The organism is Marinobacter sp. SS13-12 (assembly GCF_030227115.1).
GTDB lineage: Bacteria > Pseudomonadota > Gammaproteobacteria > Pseudomonadales > Oleiphilaceae > Marinobacter.
Window position 1 is genome coordinate 880,864 of record NZ_JASSUA010000001.1, and the last position, 19,541, is coordinate 900,404.

Below are 19,541 nucleotides of genomic sequence, written 5' to 3' on the forward strand. Positions count from 1 at the left end.
CCTACTCCTGAACCGAAAACGACGCTTTGGGGCCCTTCACCGGCTCCCGGTTTTCAACCTGCTGCAGGAAGACGTCGATCTGTTCATGCAGCGGATGGTTCAGGCATCGTTTCTTGATGAAATTCAGGAACGCCGAGGCTTTTTCCCACTGCCCCAGGCCGTTCGCCAGGGCTTGAGCCACCAGCAGGTAAGCTGGCGCCAGCTCATTGCTGTCCGGGAAACGCTTGTGGAAGTCCTGCAGAAGCTTCAGTGCCGGCTTGTAATGCCCACGCTGATAGAGACAGCGGGCACAACGCACTGACAGCTCGGGCTCCTCCAGCCGGAATCCCGGCTCAATAGTTTCAATGGCTGCCACAAGTTCCGCGATACCGTCACCGTCATTCCGGTCAGCCAGCATGTTCAGCAAGCGGGGATGGTACCGGTACAGCTCCGGGATATCGTTACGAGCGGTCAGCAACTGGTGTAACTGGCCCAGCCGTAGCGTGTTCTGTGAGTCCCGCTTCAGGGCCTCTTTCAGCATGGACTGAACCCGGTCGTAGTTGCCGTCCTTCAGGTTCATATCGATGTCGGCATCAAACCGCCGGGTACGGTCGCGGTTCTGTACCTCCCCGGTCTGTTCATCGTCCTGCAGGTCACTGGCAAACCCGAGCTCCTCCTGATACTGGAACAGCAGATAGCCAAGCATGTGAAACAGCATGAGGGTAAACGTACTGTTGAGGAAACCCGCCAGGGTGCGGGCGATGCCCGGTGTAAAATGGGTGAGTGCGAACTCCTGGGCAGCGCCGGAAGCCAGCGTGAGCAGGATCAGATAACCGTAGAGCAGGAAATACGGTGCGCCAATCCGCGAGATCAATACCGCAAGATTCATCGGATTGACGGCAGCCATGACTGAATGCTCCATCGCCAGCACCATGATGCTGGCGGGCAGCGCCAGTATCACAAACGCCAGCGCCAGAAACATCAGCAGGGGCCCGCCCACCATGGCGGCGGCGGCCACCATGCCGCCCATCAGTGCAAACACCAGCAGTTGCAGGATGACAATATCGAAGCCACTGCCGCTGAAGGCCACTGCCACGGGCGGTGGTTTCATGTGGCCCTCGGCTGTATGACGGATCACCGCATAGGTATATTTCAGCAGCGCCAGTGCCAGCACCAGGGTGATAATCAGCCCGATGAGATTACCGCTGAGCAGCAACGGCACCAGGGTACAGATGGCAATCACCAACAGCGGGTCAGTGTGGAACGGATAGCGAAAAAATGCGCCAATCCGGTTCCAGAAAGGCACAGCCTCGGTGGCCGCACCCAGATACCGCATGGCGCGGCTGCAATGGGGGCACAGTGCGTGTTGCTTGCGGGTGTCCGCATCGGGCATGCAGCGGGTGCAATAATGGATCTGGCAGTCCCCGCAGTGCCATTTTGCGGGTTCGCCGGGGTGGTAATGGCAGTCGTGTTTCACAGTCGGCCCGGTTCTGGTGGCTCAGAGGATCAAAGGGCAATGATGGCAGAAGGCCGGCCATCTCACCAGTTGGCTGTGTCGCAAATGCCGGTATTTATTGGGATGTTGCTCCCTTGTGTCCAACAAGGGAGTGAGCTTCGGTAGACTGTAACCGCAGAGGTTGCGTATCAGTACGGAGACACACAGGGTTAACGGGGGACTTTTGGAACAGGCATCAGACCTGAGCACACCGGGTGAGGATACGACAGGCCGGAATGATCACCGGTATACCTGGAAGGGCATTCTGTCTCTCGCACTCAAGCACAAACCGAGACTGGTGCGGGCCAACGTGCTGGCCATCCTGGCTACGGTGGTCAGTGTGCCTATCCCGCTGTTGTTGCCGGTGCTGGTGGACGAAGTCCTGCTGGATGAGGCCGGCCCCGTATTGCCTGTCATGCAGGCCATGCTGCCCCAGGCCTGGCACATGCCGGTGGTGTATATCGGCCTGATGGTGGTGACCGCGTTTCTGCTGAGGCTGCTGTCGCTCGCCTTTAACGTGCTCCAGTCCCGGGAATTCTCCAAGATTTCCAAGGATGTGGTGTTCCGGGTCCGCTCGCGGCTGCTGGGCCGGCTGCAGCGGGTGGCCATGTCGGAGTATGAAACCCGGGGATCCGGGGGGATCACCAGTCACTTCATTACCGACCTGGACACCATCGACCAGTTTCTCGGTACCAGCATCAGCCGTTTTATCGTGGCGAGCCTGACGGTCACCGGAACCGCCATCGTGCTGATGTGGGTGCATTGGCAACTGGGGCTGTTGATCCTGTTGTTCAATCCGCTGGTGATCTTCGCCACCATGCTTATCGGCAAACGGGTCAAGGAACTCAAGCGTCAGGAAAACAGCGCCTATGAGGACTTCCAGGGTGACCTGACCGAAACCCTGGACGCCATTCATCAGCTCCGGGCGGCCAACCGCGAACAGCATTACCTGCGTCAGCTGATCAGCCGTGCCCGCACGGTCCGCGATCACGCCATCCAGTTCGAGTGGCGCAGTGATGCCGCCACCCGGGCCAGCTTTGCACTGTTCCAGTTTGGTGTGGACACCTTTCGCGCAGCCGCCATGGTGACGGTACTGTTCAGCGACCTGAGTATCGGCATGATGTTCGCGATCTTCGGCTACCTGTGGTTCATGCTGACGCCGGTACAGGAAATGCTCAACATGCAGTACGCCTGGTTTGCAGCCAATGCTGCTCTCGGACGCATTAACCGGTTGCTGGAACTGGAAGAGGAACCCCGTTACCCCGCCCTGGAGAATCCTTTCAAAGGCCGGCACACCGTCGGCCTTACCCTGAAGAACATCCACTTCAGCTATGGTGAGGAAGCTGTTCTCAAGGGCATCAACCTGCATCTGGAGCCGGGTGAAAAAGTCGCGGTTGTGGGGGCCAGCGGTGGCGGTAAATCCACTCTGGTGCAGGTGATACTGGGCATGTATACCCCGCAACAGGGGGAAGTGCTTCTGGGGGGAGTTCCGGTTCAGCGCATCGGGCTTCCCTGCGTTCGAGAGCATGTGGCCACAGTGCTGCAGCACCCCGCCCTGTTCAACGATACCGTGCGCCAGAACCTGACCCTCGGCCGGGACAGGACCGACGCCGAGATGTGGCAGGCGCTGGAAATCGCCCAACTGGATAAAACCGTGGCGGATATGCCCCGCCAGCTGGACACCATGATCGGCCGCCAGGGCGTGCGCCTGTCCGGTGGTCAGCGCCAGCGGCTGGCCATTGCCCGGATGGTGTTGTCAGATCCCTCGGTGGTCATCCTTGACGAAGCTACCTCTGCGCTGGATGCGGAAACCGAGTTCCAGTTACACCAGGATCTGGAGGATTTTCTGCGCCAACGCACCACCCTGATCATTGCCCACCGGCTCAGTGCAGTGAAACAGGCAAACCGGGTGTATGTCTTTGAGGATGGCTACATCACCGAGGAAGGGCACCACGATGAGCTGATTGCCCGGCAGGGCCTCTATTCGCAGCTATACGGGGACCGGCAGGCCTGAGGCGAGGCAGGATATTCACAACCGCTATACCGAACATTCACGGAACCGCGGTTGAAGTCTCGCTAATCAGTGCAATAGTTATAGATGACTTCCATCGCTGGAGTCTTTGAGTCAGTGTATTCACCAATCGGGGAGTGCATTGATGCAAAGGCTCCCGCACAGCCTTCCGGAATTTTCGGATAATGAAAAAGGAGGCACCTCATGTCGAAACAAAGTCTTAGCAAAGACAGTCTCAATACCCTTTCCAGCCTTGAAGCTGGCGGTAAAACCTACCATTACTACAGCCTGCCGAAAGCCGCTGACACCCTGGGCAATATAGACAAGCTGCCATTTTCCCTCAAGGTGCTGCTGGAGAACCTGCTGCGCAACGAGGATGACATTACCGTGGACCGCGGCCACATAGACGCCATGGTCCAGTGGATGAAAGACCGCAAGTCCGACACCGAAATCCAGTTTCGTCCCGCCCGTGTGCTGATGCAGGACTTTACCGGCGTTCCGGGTGTGGTGGATCTGGCGGCCATGCGTGAGGCGGTCAAGGCTGCCGGCAAGGACCCGGCAATGATCAATCCGCTGTCACCGGTGGATCTGGTGATCGACCATTCTGTCATGGTGGACAATTTTGGTGATGCGTCGGCGTTCAAAGACAACGTCACCATCGAGATGGAACGTAACCAGGAGCGTTACGAGTTCCTGCGCTGGGGCCAGCAGGCCTTTGACAACTTCCGGGTGGTGCCGCCAGGCACGGGTATCTGTCACCAGGTGAACCTGGAGTATCTGGGCCGGACGGTCTGGAGCAAGGATCAGGATGGCAAGACCATCGCCTACCCGGACACCCTGGTAGGGACAGACTCACACACCACCATGATCAACGGCCTTGGCATTCTCGGCTGGGGTGTAGGTGGTATTGAAGCGGAAGCGGCGATGCTCGGCCAACCGGTGTCCATGCTGATACCGGAAGTGGTGGGTTTCAAGGTGACCGGCAAGCTGCGGGAAGGCATTACCGCCACGGATCTGGTGCTTACCGTTACGGAAATGCTGCGCAAGAAAGGCGTGGTGGGCAAATTCGTGGAATTCTACGGCGATGGCCTTAAAGACATGCCCGTTGCCGACCGGGCGACTATTGCCAATATGGCGCCCGAATACGGTGCCACTTGCGGCTTCTTCCCGGTGGACGAGCAGACCATCAAATACATGAAGCTGACCGGCCGTGAAGATGACCAGCTCGAACTGGTCGAGGCCTATGCCAAGGCCCAGGGGCTGTGGCGTCAGCCTGGCCAGGAGCCGGTGTACACCGACAACCTGGAACTGGACATGGGCGAAGTAGAGGCCAGCCTGGCCGGCCCCAAACGCCCCCAGGACCGGGTCGCGCTGAAAAACATGAAGGCCTCGTTCGAGCTGCTGATGGAAACCGCGGAAGGCTCGGCGGACGAATCCCGTAAGAGCAACCTCGAATCCGAGGGCGGTGGAACAGCCGTTGGAGCTCAGGACGCGTACTTTGAACATCCCTCCAGCCAGCCACTTCACATGAACGGGGAAAAGTCCCGGCTTGATCCCGGCGCAGTGGTGATTGCCGCTATTACCTCCTGTACCAATACGTCCAATCCAAGCGTCATGATGGCCGCAGGCCTTATCGCTCAGAAGGCCGTTGAGAAAGGTCTGAGCACCAAGCCCTGGGTGAAGACCTCACTGGCGCCGGGTTCCAAGGTGGTCACCGACTACCTTCGGGTAGGTGGCTTTCAGGACGACCTGGATAAACTTGGCTTTAACCTCGTGGGTTATGGTTGTACCACCTGTATCGGTAATTCAGGGCCGCTGCCCGAAGAGGTGGAGCAGGCGATCACCGATGGTGATATGACGGTGGCCTCGGTGTTGTCCGGAAACCGCAACTTCGAAGGCCGCGTGCATCCGCTGGTGAAAACCAACTGGCTGGCGTCACCACCCCTGGTAGTGGCCTATGCACTGGCCGGAAACGTACGCCTGGATCTGTTCAAGGATCCTCTGGGTGAAGATAAGGATGGCAACCCGGTTTACCTGAAAGATCTATGGCCAAGCCAGCAGGAAATTGCTGAAGCGGTAGAGAAAGTGAAAACCGACATGTTCCACAAGGAATACGCCGAGGTGTTCGACGGCGACGCCACCTGGAAGGCCCTCAAAGTGCCGGAAAGCAAGGTGTACGAATGGTCCGACAAGTCCACCTACATCCAGCATCCGCCCTTCTTCCAGGGCCTGAAGGAAGAGCCGGATGCCATTGAAGATATCAAGGATGCCAACATCCTGGCCATGCTCGGGGATTCCGTCACCACGGACCACATCTCCCCCGCCGGGTCGTTCAAGGCTGACAGCCCTGCCGGTAAATACCTGCAGGAGCACGGCGTGGAGCCGAAAGACTTCAACTCCTATGGCTCCCGGCGCGGTAACCATGAGGTGATGATGCGCGGGACCTTCGCCAACGTCCGAATCAGGAACGAGATGCTGGACGGCGTCGAAGGCGGGTTCACCAGGCACATACCCAGTGGCGAGCAGATGCCCATCTATGATGCGGCGATGAAGTACCAGGAAGAGGGCACACCGCTGGTGGTTATCGCCGGCAAGGAATACGGCACAGGCTCCAGCCGGGACTGGGCCGCCAAAGGCACCCGTTTGCTGGGTGTGAAGGCGGTGGTTGCCGAGTCCTACGAGCGTATCCACCGCTCCAACCTGATCGGCATGGGTGTCATGCCGCTGCAGTTCCAGGATGGCGTGGACCGCAAGAGCCTGAAGCTGACGGGTGAGGAGACCATCAGCATCAAGGGCCTGTCCGGTGACATCAAGCCGGGTCAGAAGCTGGAGATGACGGTGTCCTATCCGGATGGCAACACGGAAACCTGCGAACTGCTGTCACGGATCGACACCGCCAACGAAGCGGTGTATTACCGCCACGGTGGCATCCTGCACTATGTGGTGCGGGAAATGCTGAAGTCAGCTTGAGACGGCCGCCTGAGAAATCAGCCTGATCAGGTCAGGAATGGTTCCGGCCCCGGTGGGCCGGAACCCCTGCAACAGGTGCTCGGTCTCTGGTTTTGAGGTAAGCTGAAGCATTACAAAAGCGTGTTTCAAAGCCGAATGAAAACAGGAGTTGCCGCGAGCTGACCATGTCCTCTTCCCCCAGATCCCCCGATGACATCAAGGCAAAACTGAACCTGGAAACCTCCAGGATCAACTGGCACGATCTGCAGGTTTACTATGCCCGTGGGCACGTGGTGAAGGTCTCCCCGGAACTGGACCTGCTGGATGTGGCAGCCGAGCTGGCGGCTGACAACACCGCCCGTTTCCAGCAATGGATGAACGGTGGACAGGTAGGTGACGTTGCTCCGGACCTTGCACGGTACTGGTACGATGAAAATACCGAACTCTGGGCGGTGGTTATCGCGCCCTGGGTTCTGGTGCAGGACAGGTCCGGCCATGTGCTGCACTGAACCGGTCGGAGCTGTGTCGTGAAACTGCATTATTTCCACGGTCGTGGCCCGCTACGGGCACTGGTAATGATCCGGGACCAGCGGCGGGTAGAGCTATTCATCAAGCCGGTTGGCGATGACATATGGGCGCTGGTAGCACTCAGTGGCGCGGTAGACGGCCAGCCCGAGAAACACCGCTGCCAGGGCCCCTACCGCTCAATTGCCCAGGCAGAAGCGGTGCTGCGCAGTGTTGCGGGTGCCTTGATGGGGCAGAACTACCAGCCCCAGCCCCAGGACTACGTGGTCTGGTCGGTGATGGCGCAGCGGCTCGCGCGCACCATACGCACCGACCGTGACGCCAGTGCCGGCAAGTTCCATTTTGATCCGGACCAGTACGAGCCCATTGGCTGAGCTGTCCCGCCCACCCAAACAACCCGAGGATTCCATGCTCACCGGCGCATTGCTGATTCTGGCACCGCTTTTTCTGGGATTTGCCCTGTTACTGCAGAATCGTCACCTGATGACGGTGATTCACTACAGCGTGGAGGGGCTGGTCTATTTTATCCTGGCCCTGCTGGGCCTTGGCCTTGGCCAGATGGAAGGGCTGGGTGCCCAGCTTGGCGGCATGGCCGTTCAGGTGCTGATCCTGGTGGTTGCCTTGCTGGTCGCCAACATGGTGGGCTTATGGCTGTTTCACCGCTGGCAGCCGATGACGGTCGAACGCCCGGATGGCACTGTCAGCCCCGGCTATCGACGGCTGTTTCTCGCCGGTCTGAAGCCGTTACTGGCGGTTATGGCCGGCCTGTTTGCCGGTTTTTATCTGTTGCCGGATATGCCAATGGCCGAACAGGTGGCCACCTGGGCATTGATGTTGCTGCTTTTTCTGATCGGAATCCAGCTACGCAATGCGGGCCTGTCGCTGCGCAAGCTGCTGATGAATCGCCAGGGTCTGGGCATTGCCCTCTCCCTCACACTCAGCTCCCTGGTGGCGGGGGTTGCGTTGATTCCCTGGCTGGCCTTGCCCTGGCACGATGTGCTCGCCCTGGCATCCGGCTTTGGTTGGTATTCCCTCTCGGGTATTGTGATCGGCGATGCTCTGGGTCCAGCCTGGGGTGGTGTTGCCTTTCTGAACGATGTCTTGCGGGAAATCATAGCGCTGGCCATCATTCCGCTGCTGATCGCCAGCCGGCCGGCCATGGCCATAGGCTACGGCGGCGCTACCGCCATGGATTTCACCCTGCCTGTGATCCGCAGCAGCGGCGGCCTGGCCTGTGTACCGGTCGCCATTGCGTCCGGATTTCTGTTGTCCTTCCTGTCACCGGTGTTGATGGCGGTGTTTCTGTCGTTGGGATAAATTGACACGGTGCAATGCACGTTGCAGTTGTGCCGGTAAACTGTCTCACAGTAAGCTGGCTTTATTGACAAAAGTTAATTAACACCAATTTGCCCGGACACCCGATGCAGCGCCGTGATTTTCTTGGTTTTTCGATAGCCGCTGGTCTCTCTATGGCCGGATTGGCCGGCTGCAGCAAATCCGGGCCCCTGGCTTTCGGGATTCACCCCTGGATTGGTTATGAACCGCTCTATCTGGCCGAGGAGTTTGGCTGGATGCCGAAGTCGGTTGTGCTCAGGTCCGGTAGCTCATCCAGAGACTCGATGGACGGTTTGCTGTCCGGTGAGCTGGGCGGCGCAGCGTTAACTCTCGATGAAACCATCAGGGTCTGGTCGCAGGGCGCAGAGCTGGTGGTTGTGGCGGTTGCCGATGTATCTGCCGGCGCGGATGTTCTGGTTGTCCGTCCGCATATTGAAGAGCTGGCGGATCTGAGGGGCCAGCGGATAGCCGTTGAGCTGAGTGGGGTCTCCGGCATCCTGTTGCTGAAAATTCTCGAAGTTGCGGGCCTTGCACGGGACGATATTGTCACCGTGGACCTGCCGGTCAACCAGCATTCAGCAGCCTGGTCACGCGGTGAGATCGATGCCTCTGTCGGCTACGAGCCCACGGTATCGGCGATTGAGAGAGAGGGCGGATTCCGGCTCTTTGACAGCAGCGAGATGCCGGAGACCATTTTCGATGTTCTCGTGGTGACCCGTGACACAGCGGACAGAAATCCGGGTGCGGTTCGTGACCTCGTTGCGGCTCATTTTGCCGGCCTTCGGCATCTTGTCCGGAGCATGCACGATGCCATTTACCGGGTTGCGAACCGTCAGGGGGTTCTGCCAGAGAACGTGAAGAGTGCTCTGGGCACGGTGATGCTACCGGACCTGGCCGCCAACCAACGCTACCTGGCAGCATCGGGACGGGTGGAGTCCATGGCGCGATCGCTTTCCCGCCTGATGGTCAATGAGGGCCTGATTTCCAGCACCCCCGATTTTCAGCACCTGTGCGATCCGGCCTTCCTGCCCCGGAGGAATACTTGAGCACGCGCGGGCATGCCTATTTACTGGTCATTCTTTTTGCCACCAGCTGTCTGACAGCCACCGCTGCCCCTGCCCGCGAAACATTGACGTTCGGCGTGTTCGCCTATCGGCCCGAGAACATCATGCGCGAACGGTATGAGCCCCTGGTGCGCTACCTCGCCGATGAACTCGGTGCGGAAGTGAAACTTGAAGTGCTCAGTCAGGAGAATATGAGCCGCGCGATTGCCGCGAACAGGCTCGATTTCTTTCTCACCAACCCCAGCCATTTTCTATTGATACGTAGCGAGCGGAGCCTGACCGGTGTGCTCGCGACTCTGGTCAGGCGCTCTGGAGACACCTCCACCGCCAGTCTGGGTGGCGTCATTTTTACCGTGAAGGGGCGGGAGGACATTCGCGGCCTGGAAGACCTTCGGGGTAAGAGTATTGCCTCGCCAGGGGTGCATTTTCTCGGTGGTTTCCAGGCACAGGCTCTGGAGCTGCTGGACGCAGGCATCGATATCCGCCGGATGAATCGGGTCCGCTTTGTGGACACCCATGACCGGGTTGTCCGCTCGGTACTGTCGGGGGATTCGGACGTCGGCTTCATCCGCACCAGTATTCTGGAAGAGATGGCTCAGGCCGATCCTGCCATCCTTACCCAGGTAAAGGTAGTGAACCGACAGGCGCTGGCCGGCTTTCCCTATGTCGTGTCCAGCCGGCTTTATCCCGAGTGGCCACTGGTGGCTTTGCCCCATGTTAATGAGCGAGACGTCCGCCGGGTTGCATCGGCGCTGTTTGCCATTGAGCCGGAAGATGAAGCGGCCATAGCGGCGGGTATTACCGGGTTCTCACCAGCTGCCGATTACCAGTCGGTCGAGTACCTGGCCCGAACACTGCGTGTGCCGCCTTACGACCAGGTGCCACAGGTGACCTGGGTGGATGTCCTGCACCAGTATCGGGTCTGGGTCTTTACCATTGTCGTTCTGGTTATGTTGCTGTTTGGCAGTTCCCTTTGGCTTGGCAGGAGTATGCGCCAGTTGGCGACTCAGCAGAAACGGCTCAGGCGGCTGATTGGTGACTGGCCACAACCGGCGCTGCTGATCCGGGATGGCGTCTTTGTAAATACCAATCGCGCCGCAGTCGACCTGCTCAGATACGCCTCAAATGCGTCACTCTATGGCAAGAGTCTTGAAGCCTTTTCACCGGAAGTGCAACCCGACGGAAAGATTTCCCGGCAGAAGCTGGAGCAGATTCTGGTTCGGGTGAGAGGTGGTTTTGTAGAGCAGTGTGAGTGGGTATTGCAACGCTCCGATCGATCCGAGGTGTGGGTTGATATGACCCTGGCACCGGTTCAGGGGGACGATGAAATCGAGCCCGTTATTCTCTGTTCCCTGTACGACATCACAAAGCGGAAACGGGCTGAACAGCGCCAACGCCTGGCGGCGAGTGTTTTCGATCATGCCCGGGAGGCGATTTTCATTACCGATAGCCACGGCATCTTGATCGATGCGAACGACGCGTACCAGCAGATCACCGGCAGGCCCCAGAGCCGGGCCATTGGTCGTTTGCCACCGCTGCCGCTGGAAGAGGGCAGCGGTGTCTTTTCCAGCGCCCGAACCCAGGGCTTCTGGACGGGGGAGTTCTCCTGTAAGCACCACAATGGCGACCCCCTGGTTCTGGCAATGACCATCAGCAGTGTGTGCGGGGATCATGGTGAGGTTTCCCACTTTGTGGGTGTTTTCAGCGACATCAGCCGGCTCAAGGAACAGGAGCAGAAGCTGCGGGTCATGGCTCATTATGATGCTCTGACGGGGCTGCCGAACCGGGTCCTGTTCTCTGATCGGCTGCAACAGGCCATGGCCTTGAGCCGCCGCCAGGGTGGCAAGTTGGCTGTGGTGTACATTGATCTGGACGAGTTCAAGCCGGTGAATGATGCGTTCGGTCACGAGGCGGGCGATCAGTTGCTGATTGAAATTGCCTCACGGATGCGGGCCGTACTCCGGGAAGAAGACACTCTGGCCAGGCTGGGGGGTGACGAGTTTGCGGCTATCGTAATCAACGTCCAGCAAGAGGATGCACTGGAGGGCCTACTGGTACGCCTGCTGGCCCGGGTAGCAGAACCGGTCTGGGTTGCCAATCACAGCGTGGAAGTCTCGGCCAGCATTGGCTACACCCTGTTCCCGCAAGCCGACGATCTGGATGGTGACCAGCTGCTGCGCCAGGCGGATCAGGCCATGTACCAGGCCAAGCATCAGGGCCGTAACCGCTACGTCGGGTTTTCCACTCCCTCTGCCTGAGAGCCGTTGAGCAGCTCCGTGGCTGGCTGCCAGGCAAGGGATTTAGACCACTGGTCGCAGAGCCGCCGCACCGAGCTCAGGGTGTCCAGGGTTCGCTCTCCGGCAATTGGCGAGAGCTCTCCTTTGACGATCATGGCGAGCATGCGTGATTTGAGCATGTGATAGGTCTTCTCGGTATCGTTATAGGTTACCGGTGCGGCTTTTTTTGCCGACACCAGTGCTCTCAGCAATTCCACATACTCTTCAAGCTGCCCGGAAAGGCAGGCCAGTTGGGGCAATTTCCGGGCTTCTCTCAACTGCAACAGGGCGGGCGCCAGACCCGTGGCTTCGGCCAGATAGCGACAGGTAAGAATCGACCGGGTCAGGGCCTCGACCGTGGCCGGATGCATTTTCTCCGCACGGAGCCTGGAGATGTAGTCGGTAATTGACTGGTTGAGGTTCAGGCAACTATCGGATTTCGGGCGTATTTGCGCCGGCTTCAGATCCTCGCGATCAAGGCATACGCGCAGGAGCCCGCGGTTGAGGTCGATAAGTCGTTTCATCTCCTGATCAACAGCACCCACCGCAAGCTCTGGCGTGGTAATCAGTGTGTTATCCAGAAACCGCGGCTCAGCGACATCTTCTTCCTTGCTGCGAAACAGCCGCCCCAGAAAGCGGGCAAAGCCAGGGGTAAACGGCAGCATGATAAAGGCCCCTAGTACATTGAACAGGGTGTGGAACAGCGCCAGGGAAACCGCAACATTGGCATCAAGCGACAACCAGTCTGCCAGTAATGCCACGGTCCAGAGCATCAGCGGCAGAATGAGGAGCGCAATAAGACCGGTCACCGCATTAAACAGGATATGCCCGACGGCGAGGCGGCGGGCATTGGCTGTGGCTTTCAGAGCTGACAGGGCGGCCGTTGAGGTGGAACCAAGGTTTGCACCGATAACGGCTGCCGCGGCATTGTTCAGGGGTATCAGGCCGCCGGCTGCGGCCGTCAGGACGATGGCCAGAGCAGCACTCGAGGACTGGGTCACGACTGTCGCCAGAAAGCCGATCAACATGAACGCGGGCAAACCGTAATCGTTTTGCAGCAGGATGCTGTTGTCCAGCCCCCCGGTGAAGGATTCCAGGGAGGACTTGAGGATAGACAGGCCAAGGAAAAACAGGGCGAATCCGGCCAGTGCTTCGCCGAGGGACTGACTGCGTGGATTGCTTGAGACCAGCTTGAGTCCCACGCCTGCGGCGAGAATCGGAAGAGCAATGGCTTCAATGTTGAAGCCGAATCCTACCAGACTGACAAGCCAGGCGGTCATGGTAGTCCCGATATTGGAACCAAAAATGACCCCCAGGGACTGGCTGAGGTTCAGCAGACCTGCGTTCACAAAACCAATCGTGGCCACGGTTACCGCACCCGATGACTGGACCAGACCGGTGATCAGAAAGCCGGCTGCGAGGCCGCGCAGCGGGGTTTTGGTCCAATGCCCCAGCATGTGGCGAAGATGATGCCCGGCAGCGCTTTTGAGACCGTTGGTCATCATTTCCATGGCCAGCAGGAAGAGGGCCAGGCCGCCCAGAATCTGGAAAAGGGTCGCTATCATTTACTGGTTTATGAGTCTCGAAGTGGAGTTACTGTGAGCTTAGCAGAGACCCGGTGCAGGCAAGGGTTCGTCAGGCAAGAAACTTCCGCACATCGATCCTGTACTCTTCTGGATCGACGGATCGCACAATTCGGTCCTGAGTGCCGGGCTTTGCCAGATCAATGCTCTCAACGGTAATCGGCAAGCGGAAGCGCGTGTTGTACATCACCCGGACCACAGGCAGCCGTTGGTCGTCATCATTGGTTTCCACAACAACCCCGAGGCGCCCGCTTTCCAGAAGTACCAGGGAGCCAATGGGGTAGAGGCCCACACAGCGGATGAATTCTTTCACCAGGGCCGGGTCCAGGTGCCCGTTGCTCCACTCCAGCAGCTTCTTGAGGCCCTGGGTTGGCGTCATGCCTTTGTGGTAGACCCGGTCCGAGGTGATGGCGTCGTAGACATCGGTGATGGCCACCATGCGCCCGTATTCTGAGATTTCCTCCCCTTTGAGTCCTTCCGGGTAGCCGCTTCCATCGAGCCGCTCGTGGTGCTCTGCTGCCGTCATGATGGCCAGTTCGCCGATGCCTTCGGTAGCTGTCAGGATATCCCGGGAGTGTCGGGCGTGGGCTTTCATAACCTCGAATTCTTCCGGGGTCAGCCGGCCCGGTTTGTGAAGAATTTCGTCCGGGGTGAGTATCTTGCCAATATCGTGTAGCAGGGCGCCGACAATGGTCTGGTGCAACGCATCTGCCGAAAGTTTGCGGTAGTTGCCGAACAGGGACATCAGCACACTCAGATTGACAGAGTGCTCCAGCAGATAGTTGTCCTTTGCACGGATGCGACCCAGGCAACTGAGGGCATTGGCATTGCGGAAAATGGAGCTCTGGAGTTCGTCGGCCAGCTGATGAATGGGGGCTATGTCGATGGCTCCGCCAATCTTCACATTGTTCATCAGGTTGCCTACCAGGCCCTGGGCGTGACTGTGCACCTGCTGGGCAAACACCATTTCCTCGCTTACGGAGACCCGCTTGTAGACGCCAGGGCTCAGTTCTCCCGCCTTCTGCAGGGCCATTTCATTGCGGCGGTCCACTTCATGGGCCGGTTCCGAATCCTGGGCATCCAGGCCCCTGGAAACGTCGATATAAACGTAGTCCACACCAAGCCGGCGTATTGTCTCGATGGTTTCTTCTTTTTTGATCACACCCCGGCGCCGCTGGGTATTGTGAGGAATCCAGTCGTTGTTCAGGTCGGTGATGTACATGCCAACCCTGAGGGCCGAAACGGGGATGCGTTTGATCATTGGCGGGGAAAGAATGTTCTCAGGCTGTTGTCGTAGGTTTTAGCCAATACGTCCTCCAGCGGAAGTTCTTTCACTTCGGCGATTTTCTCGGCAACAAAAGGAATATAGAAAGGCGCATTTTCCTTGCCACGGTAGGGAACCGGGGTCAGGAACGGAGAGTCGGTTTCCAGCAGGATCTGTTCGATCGGTGCCATACGTACGATGTCCCGCACGTTTTCTGCCTTGTTGAAGGTGGTGATGCCGTTAAAACCAAGGCACCAGCCTTGATCCAGCGCATACTGTGCCAGCCCGGGGCCGGATGTGAAGCTGTGGATCACGCCCCGACGCTTGAGGGTGCTCTCGAACTCTTTCAGGATAGCGATGGTATCGTCGTCGGCGTCACGGCTGTGGATAACAACGGGGCGATCAGTGTCGCAGGCGATCTGGAGCTGGCGGCGGAAAACCTCACGTTGAACATCGCGGTCCGCATTGTCGTAAAAGTAATCCAGGCCGATCTCGCCCACTGCCACGATCTTGTGGTCGCAGGCGTGGGCGCGGATCTCCGCTTCCGCGGCATCGGAATATTTTTCGGCATCGTGGGGATGAACCCCTTGCGTGCCATACACCCATGGCGCTGCCTGGCTCAGTTCACGCACTGTAGCCAGGTTTTCCGGTGATACGGCGATGGTGATCACCCGCTCGATATTGACCCGCTGCGCCTCGGCCAGGGTTTCTTCCAGGGGGCGATCCCTGAGGTAATCCAGGTGGCAGTGGGTTTCGATGATCGGATGGTCAAATACGGGAATCTCGCGACGTTTTTTACTCATTTCCTGCTACTACACTCCAACGCAACCGCAGTAATGGCTGCTATTCTGAACATTTGGTTTTACGAGTCTATCAGTTAGTCCGATTGTTGGCCTGTATTACCGCCATAGGAAGTTGCACGGAGCCACTGATGAAATTGTCGGCGTTTGCCAGTTCGTTTCTTTTCGACCCGAAGAAACCCGGGTTCCGGGATTACCCGACCCTGCTGCACGATGACCAGAAACTGCCAGGGCTGGAAGCCAGTCTGGAACAGATTGGTGAATACCAGCGCCGGTTGTGGGCAAACCGGGCCAGAGCCGTGCTGCTGGTCGTCCACGGACCGGATACCAGTGGCAAGGACAGCCTGATCCGCACATTGGCAACCTACGCTGATCCGGCCGGCTTCCATGCCTGGTCCTTCAGCCGGCCCCAGGGTGCCGAAACCCGCCATGACTTTCTCTGGCGGGTAACGCCGTTTTTGCCGGGCTTTGGCGAAATGGTGGCGTTCAACCGCAGCCATCATGAGGCGGTGATTGCCGAGCGGGTATGGCCGGTTCACGAGCCTGAGAGCTATAACTGGAAGAACCGTTACCAGTCCATCCGGAACTTCGAGAGCCACCTGGTGGAAGAGGGCACGACGGTGATCAAGATCTGGCTCAACCTGTCCGAGGACGAGCATCGTGAGCGCCTTCTCAAACGTCTCGACAAGCCCCGCAAGCGCTGGAAGTTCGATCAATCCGATATCGATGGCTGGGAAAAACGCGATCAGTACCAGGAATTCGCCGAAGAGGCCCTGGCAGCGACCCACACGGAAGAGGCACCCTGGTTCATTGTGCCCGGTGACCGGAAACCCCAGGCCCGGGCCATTGTTGCAGCTGTGCTGGCGGAGCAGCTGGAACGGCTGGCTCCCGAGTACCCGAATGAGGACAAGGGCGTGCTGAAGGAGTATCGGCGCCTGTTAGCCAAAAATGGCGTGAAGTAAAGCAAATGGAGAGGCAAATGCACATTATTGTAATTGGTGGCGGCGTAGTGGGTATGACCACGGCGTATGAGCTGAATCGCAGGGGCCACCAGGTCACGGTGCTGGAGCGCCACGGGATTGCCGGAAACGAGACCAGCAAGGGCAATGCCGCCCAGCGCTCCTACGGTGTGGTCTATCCCTGGGCTGACCCGGCCATGGTTCTCAAGGCTCTGCCCTGGATCTTCAAGCGGGATGGCCCCCTGAAGCTACGGGTGCCGCCCTCCGTGGAAACCTTCAAGTTCGTCATTGCCAGCCTGCGCTATGCCAGGTCGCCCGGCCTGTTCGGCCTCAACAAGCGCGCAATGCTCCGCCTGGGCATCCACAGTCGCCAACGCTTTCTGGCACTTGAACAGGAACTGGATCTGAACTTCGATGGTGATCACAAGGGGCTCCTCCATCTGGCCAGTACACCGGAAGCTCTCGAAAGTTACCGTCAGACTCACCAGCTGCTTAACGAACTCGGCATTGCGTCCCGGATACTGACACCCGAGCAGGTTCGCGAAGCCGAACCCGGAATGACCGGTAATGGCCCTCTCTATGGCGCCCTGAGCTACGATACCGACGGTACCGGCGACTGCCATCTCTTTTCCCGCGACCTGGCCGAAGCCTGCGAGTCCAGGGGGGTAAGCCTGCGCTACAACACCGAGACCGAACATCTGCTCTCCGATGAAAACCGGGTAACGGGCGTTGTCGCCCGCAACAAGGACGGGAAAGCAGAAACCCTGGAGGCGGACGCCGTGGTGATCTGTGCCGGCTGCTGGTCAGGCCAACTGACCCGCCAGCTGGGACTGAAGCTGCCTATTTACCCGGTCAAAGGCTACAGCTTCACGGTGCCTCTGGCAGACCCTGAAAAGGCGCCGGTTTCCACCGTCCATGACGACAATTACAAGGTGGTCTCTACCCGCCTGGGCGATCGCCTGCGCGCCTCGGGCTTTGTGGAACTGGCTGACTTCAACCGTGATATTCCCAAGGCCCGGCTGGCCACCATCCGCAAATCCGTGGAATCCCGCTTTCCGGGCTGCGCCGACCTTATGGCTGCCGAAACCTGGACCGGCTTTCGCCCCATGACGCCGGATGGGCCCCCGATTATCGGCCGCGGGCCGCGGGAGAACCTGTTTCTTAATACCGGTCACGGTACCTTTGGCTGGACCCTGTCGGCGGGCAGTGCGGATGTGGTTGCCCAACTGATCGATGGCGAGGAGCCTGCTGTGTGTCTGGATGCTTTTCGGCCCGGGAGGTTTGCCGAGTGATTTTTGTTCTTTGACCTTGGAGGAAGAGCCGTTCCGGGGGCCTCTCCCAAGATACGCTGTGAATACGTCCCTGTACGCTCGACGAAAACATCCATGTTTTCGACGATCTTGGGAGAGGCCCCCGGAACGGCTCCCGGAGTTCACAGTTGTCTAGGACTGGAGGAGCCTGATCGAAACCCGAAGGTAATCATCGACTGGAGCTGGCAGAGTCTGCGGCATCCAGGTACCAAGGAAACAAATTACGCATTTAGATCTCAATGCTCTCAGCGATCTCCAGAGCATCCTCTACCTCGACACCAAGGTATCTCACGGTACTGGACATATTTGTGTGCCCCAATAGCAACTGGACTGCTCGAAGATTTTTGGTCTTCTTGTAGATCAATGTTGCCTTGCTTCGTCTCATTGAGTGAGTGGCGTAGACGGAAGAATCAAGCCCAATGCTGGCAATCCACTTTTTGACGATACGGGCATATTGATGAGTAGTGATGTGGTCAAACTTTCTCATCCGGCTCGGCCATAAATAATCCATACCTGATAGTCCGCGAAATTCGATCCACGCCTCGACCGATTCGCGAGTCTTTTTGGTTATCTCAAACTGAACAGGCTGACTGGTTTTCTGCTGGATGACTTGCGCCCGATCCAAAACCTCACCGTTTCTGGAAATATCTCGAACCAAGAGCTTTACCATATCGCAGGATCGGAGTTTGCAATCAATCGCCATGTTGAACATCGCCAGCTCTCGGATGTTCTTAGCAATCTCCAACCGAATGCGGATAGCCTATATTTGTTCGAGTTTGAGCGGTAACTTCTGGCCAACGAGCTTTCCCTTGTTCCAGGGAGCTTTGGTGATTGGAAATGTCATGGCGTGGCCCTCTTTGGAGGGTAAGGGCCTTTAAGTATGGTTCAGAAAATTGTTTTCTGTTGGCCAACGATCGCAAAGCGAACGTTCAGGCGGATAAACCAACACTTCCCCCGGGAGAAATTCCGTCTCTTTTTAGAAAGATCCGCAGTAACGGGGCAGAACCCGACTACCGTCCACTTGTCTGTGAGAGTTCAACGGCTTCGAGACATTGTTCAAAAGGTAGCCAAAGAGCTAAGGAGTCACCCTCAACGGCATCAATAGCAACGAATCCAAACTTTTCGTAGAATCTTTTTGAGTCGCCGTCTTTGGCATCTACCGCACAGCCTATACCTCCAACTGAAATCGACGCATCAACAACCCGCCTCAGGCACTCGATCAGCAGGTATGCTCCTAATCCATATCCTTTCACAGAGTTATCAACCGCAAGCCGTGCCAGCCGGTAAACCGGCGGATCCGACGGAAACCGCTTTTGCAGCGGATGCCCCTGGGGGAAGACAACGGTGCTGGGAAGAAGAGTGTAATAACCTAGGATCTCCGTCGGGTCGACCTCATCTTCAATCAGTACATAAGTCCGTGTCGCCATCTTCTGGCTGCTTTGCCGGGCAATTTTCTTTAAGAACTCGTTGAGTGCAGGTTTACCGCAGTCAAACTTTCGCCGATTGTGTTTTTTACTGATTTCTTCGGTTCTTAAAGTCACCAGCCAACTTCCTGTGGTTGAATGCAGCTTCCCGAAGCTTTGGGTTAATCGGCTCAGGGTTATCCAGCAGCTCCAGCATAAGATCAGCACTTTGCCGGGAAACCTGAATTTGTAGCGCCTGACGCTCGGCCTCTTGTGCTTCTTTCTTTGCAGCGTAGATCAGGAACTGACTCAAGCTGCGGCCTGTTAACTCTGCTGCATGAGCAATAAGTCTCTGCGTTTCTTCATCAACACGGGCGACCAAGCGAGTGTCTTTACCTTGTGTGTTCATCATATTCTTCACCGATGGTGGGATAGGCTCGACTGGAACCCAAGAAAACCCTCTTCCTTGATAAAAAGTGATTCGACGGACCCAATCTACGTGTGCCATGTTGGCATACTTAATTGCCCTGATCAACTTGGTGTGCCAATTTGGCACATGCAATTCATAAGGTGCTCAGCTGCACAGGT

Annotated in this window: 15 protein-coding genes and 1 pseudogene; 9 read left to right on the top strand and 7 right to left on the bottom strand. The window is 57.9% G+C overall.

Going from position 1 to position 19,541, the window contains the following annotated elements; all coding sequences use genetic code 11:
- Position 1: 1 nt before the first annotated feature.
- On the bottom strand, positions 2-1,456 hold the full coding sequence (locus QPL94_RS04030) for a hypothetical protein (RefSeq protein ID WP_285355682.1): 1,455 nt from the start codon (positions 1,454-1,456) through the stop codon (positions 2-4).
- A gap of 202 nt (positions 1,457-1,658) precedes the next feature.
- On the opposite strand from QPL94_RS04030, the gene QPL94_RS04035 reads away from it, so the two are divergent.
- The 7 genes from QPL94_RS04035 to QPL94_RS04065 all read left to right on the top strand — a co-directional run bounded on the left by QPL94_RS04035 (position 1,659) and on the right by QPL94_RS04065 (position 11,616).
- Complete coding sequence (locus QPL94_RS04035) at positions 1,659-3,488, top strand: ABC transporter ATP-binding protein (protein WP_285355683.1); 1,830 nt, start codon at positions 1,659-1,661, stop codon at positions 3,486-3,488.
- Positions 3,489-3,689: 201 nt separating this feature from the next.
- On the top strand, positions 3,690-6,455 hold the full coding sequence (acnA, locus tag QPL94_RS04040; protein ID WP_285355684.1) for an aconitate hydratase AcnA: 2,766 nt from the start codon (positions 3,690-3,692) through the stop codon (positions 6,453-6,455).
- Between the two features lie 164 nt (positions 6,456-6,619).
- A complete protein-coding gene (locus QPL94_RS04045) occupies positions 6,620-6,943 on the top strand; it encodes a DUF2288 domain-containing protein (RefSeq protein WP_285355685.1) in 324 nt (107 codons plus the stop codon).
- A gap of 18 nt (positions 6,944-6,961) precedes the next feature.
- A complete protein-coding gene (locus QPL94_RS04050; protein ID WP_285355687.1) occupies positions 6,962-7,333 on the top strand; it encodes a PA4575 family protein in 372 nt (123 codons plus the stop codon).
- Between the two features lie 34 nt (positions 7,334-7,367).
- Positions 7,368-8,276: a LysO family transporter gene (locus QPL94_RS04055; RefSeq protein WP_285357829.1), complete on the top strand. Its 909-nt coding sequence runs from the start codon at positions 7,368-7,370 to the stop codon at positions 8,274-8,276.
- 104 nt (positions 8,277-8,380) lie between these two features.
- Positions 8,381-9,340 carry an ABC transporter substrate-binding protein gene (locus tag QPL94_RS04060; protein ID WP_285355688.1) on the top strand — a complete coding sequence of 320 codons (960 nt, stop codon included), beginning with the start codon at positions 8,381-8,383 and terminating at the stop codon, positions 9,338-9,340.
- Entirely contained in the window at positions 9,337-11,616 is a 2,280-nt protein-coding gene (locus QPL94_RS04065) for a diguanylate cyclase domain-containing protein (RefSeq protein ID WP_285355689.1), read from the top strand. The genes QPL94_RS04060 and QPL94_RS04065 overlap by 4 nt, the downstream gene beginning before the upstream one ends.
- On the opposite strand, the gene QPL94_RS04070 is transcribed toward QPL94_RS04065, so the two are convergent.
- The 3 genes from QPL94_RS04070 to QPL94_RS04080 all read right to left on the bottom strand — a co-directional run bounded on the left by QPL94_RS04070 (position 11,586) and on the right by QPL94_RS04080 (position 15,284).
- Complete coding sequence (locus QPL94_RS04070) at positions 11,586-13,199, bottom strand: Na/Pi cotransporter family protein (protein WP_285355690.1); 1,614 nt, start codon at positions 13,197-13,199, stop codon at positions 11,586-11,588. The genes QPL94_RS04065 and QPL94_RS04070 overlap by 31 nt on opposite strands.
- Before the next feature lie 70 nt (positions 13,200-13,269).
- The gene (locus QPL94_RS04075; RefSeq protein WP_285355692.1) at positions 13,270-14,478 is read right to left on the bottom strand and encodes an HD-GYP domain-containing protein; all 1,209 of its coding nucleotides are present in this window, start codon (positions 14,476-14,478) and stop codon (positions 13,270-13,272) included.
- The gene (locus QPL94_RS04080; RefSeq protein ID WP_285355694.1) at positions 14,475-15,284 is read right to left on the bottom strand and encodes a TatD family hydrolase; all 810 of its coding nucleotides are present in this window, start codon (positions 15,282-15,284) and stop codon (positions 14,475-14,477) included. The genes QPL94_RS04075 and QPL94_RS04080 overlap by 4 nt, the downstream gene beginning before the upstream one ends.
- Before the next feature lie 128 nt (positions 15,285-15,412).
- On the opposite strand from QPL94_RS04080, the gene QPL94_RS04085 reads away from it, so the two are divergent.
- Together QPL94_RS04085 and QPL94_RS04090 are read left to right on the top strand one after the other, a co-directional pair.
- Complete coding sequence (locus QPL94_RS04085; protein WP_285355696.1) at positions 15,413-16,243, top strand: polyphosphate kinase 2 family protein; 831 nt, start codon at positions 15,413-15,415, stop codon at positions 16,241-16,243.
- Positions 16,244-16,260: 17 nt separating this feature from the next.
- Positions 16,261-17,532 carry a D-amino acid dehydrogenase gene (locus QPL94_RS04090; RefSeq protein ID WP_285355697.1) on the top strand — a complete coding sequence of 424 codons (1,272 nt, stop codon included), beginning with the start codon at positions 16,261-16,263 and terminating at the stop codon, positions 17,530-17,532.
- Positions 17,533-17,779: 247 nt separating this feature from the next.
- Here the strand turns inward: QPL94_RS04090 and QPL94_RS04095 are convergent.
- The 3 genes and pseudogenes from QPL94_RS04095 to QPL94_RS04105 form a co-directional block, all read right to left on the bottom strand.
- A pseudogene (locus tag QPL94_RS04095) lies at positions 17,780-18,394 on the bottom strand (tyrosine-type recombinase/integrase).
- A gap of 166 nt (positions 18,395-18,560) precedes the next feature.
- On the bottom strand, positions 18,561-19,091 hold the full coding sequence (locus QPL94_RS04100; protein WP_285355698.1) for a GNAT family N-acetyltransferase: 531 nt from the start codon (positions 19,089-19,091) through the stop codon (positions 18,561-18,563).
- On the bottom strand, positions 19,063-19,365 hold the full coding sequence (locus QPL94_RS04105) for a type II toxin-antitoxin system TacA family antitoxin (RefSeq protein ID WP_285355699.1): 303 nt from the start codon (positions 19,363-19,365) through the stop codon (positions 19,063-19,065). Before QPL94_RS04105 ends, QPL94_RS04100 begins: the two co-directional genes overlap by 29 nt.
- Between the last annotated feature and the right edge of the window lie 176 nt (positions 19,366-19,541).

What these genes read in the sequence shown, in the direction of transcription:
- QPL94_RS04075 (WP_285355692.1), bottom strand. Translation starts at nt 14,478, where the DNA reads ATGATCAAACGCATCCCCGTTTCGGCCCTCAGGGTTGGCATGTACATC.
- acnA (WP_285355684.1), top strand. Translation starts at nt 3,690, where the DNA reads ATGTCGAAACAAAGTCTTAGCAAAGACAGTCTCAATACCCTTTCCAGC.
- QPL94_RS04060 (WP_285355688.1), top strand. Translation starts at nt 8,381, where the DNA reads ATGCAGCGCCGTGATTTTCTTGGTTTTTCGATAGCCGCTGGTCTCTCT.
- QPL94_RS04055 (WP_285357829.1), top strand. Translation starts at nt 7,368, where the DNA reads ATGCTCACCGGCGCATTGCTGATTCTGGCACCGCTTTTTCTGGGATTT.
- QPL94_RS04085 (WP_285355696.1), top strand. Translation starts at nt 15,413, where the DNA reads ATGAAATTGTCGGCGTTTGCCAGTTCGTTTCTTTTCGACCCGAAGAAA.
- QPL94_RS04070 (WP_285355690.1), bottom strand. Translation starts at nt 13,199, where the DNA reads ATGATAGCGACCCTTTTCCAGATTCTGGGCGGCCTGGCCCTCTTCCTG.
- QPL94_RS04105 (WP_285355699.1), bottom strand. Translation starts at nt 19,365, where the DNA reads ATGATGAACACACAAGGTAAAGACACTCGCTTGGTCGCCCGTGTTGAT.
- QPL94_RS04090 (WP_285355697.1), top strand. Translation starts at nt 16,261, where the DNA reads ATGCACATTATTGTAATTGGTGGCGGCGTAGTGGGTATGACCACGGCG.
- QPL94_RS04080 (WP_285355694.1), bottom strand. Translation starts at nt 15,284, where the DNA reads ATGAGTAAAAAACGTCGCGAGATTCCCGTATTTGACCATCCGATCATC.
- QPL94_RS04045 (WP_285355685.1), top strand. Translation starts at nt 6,620, where the DNA reads ATGTCCTCTTCCCCCAGATCCCCCGATGACATCAAGGCAAAACTGAAC.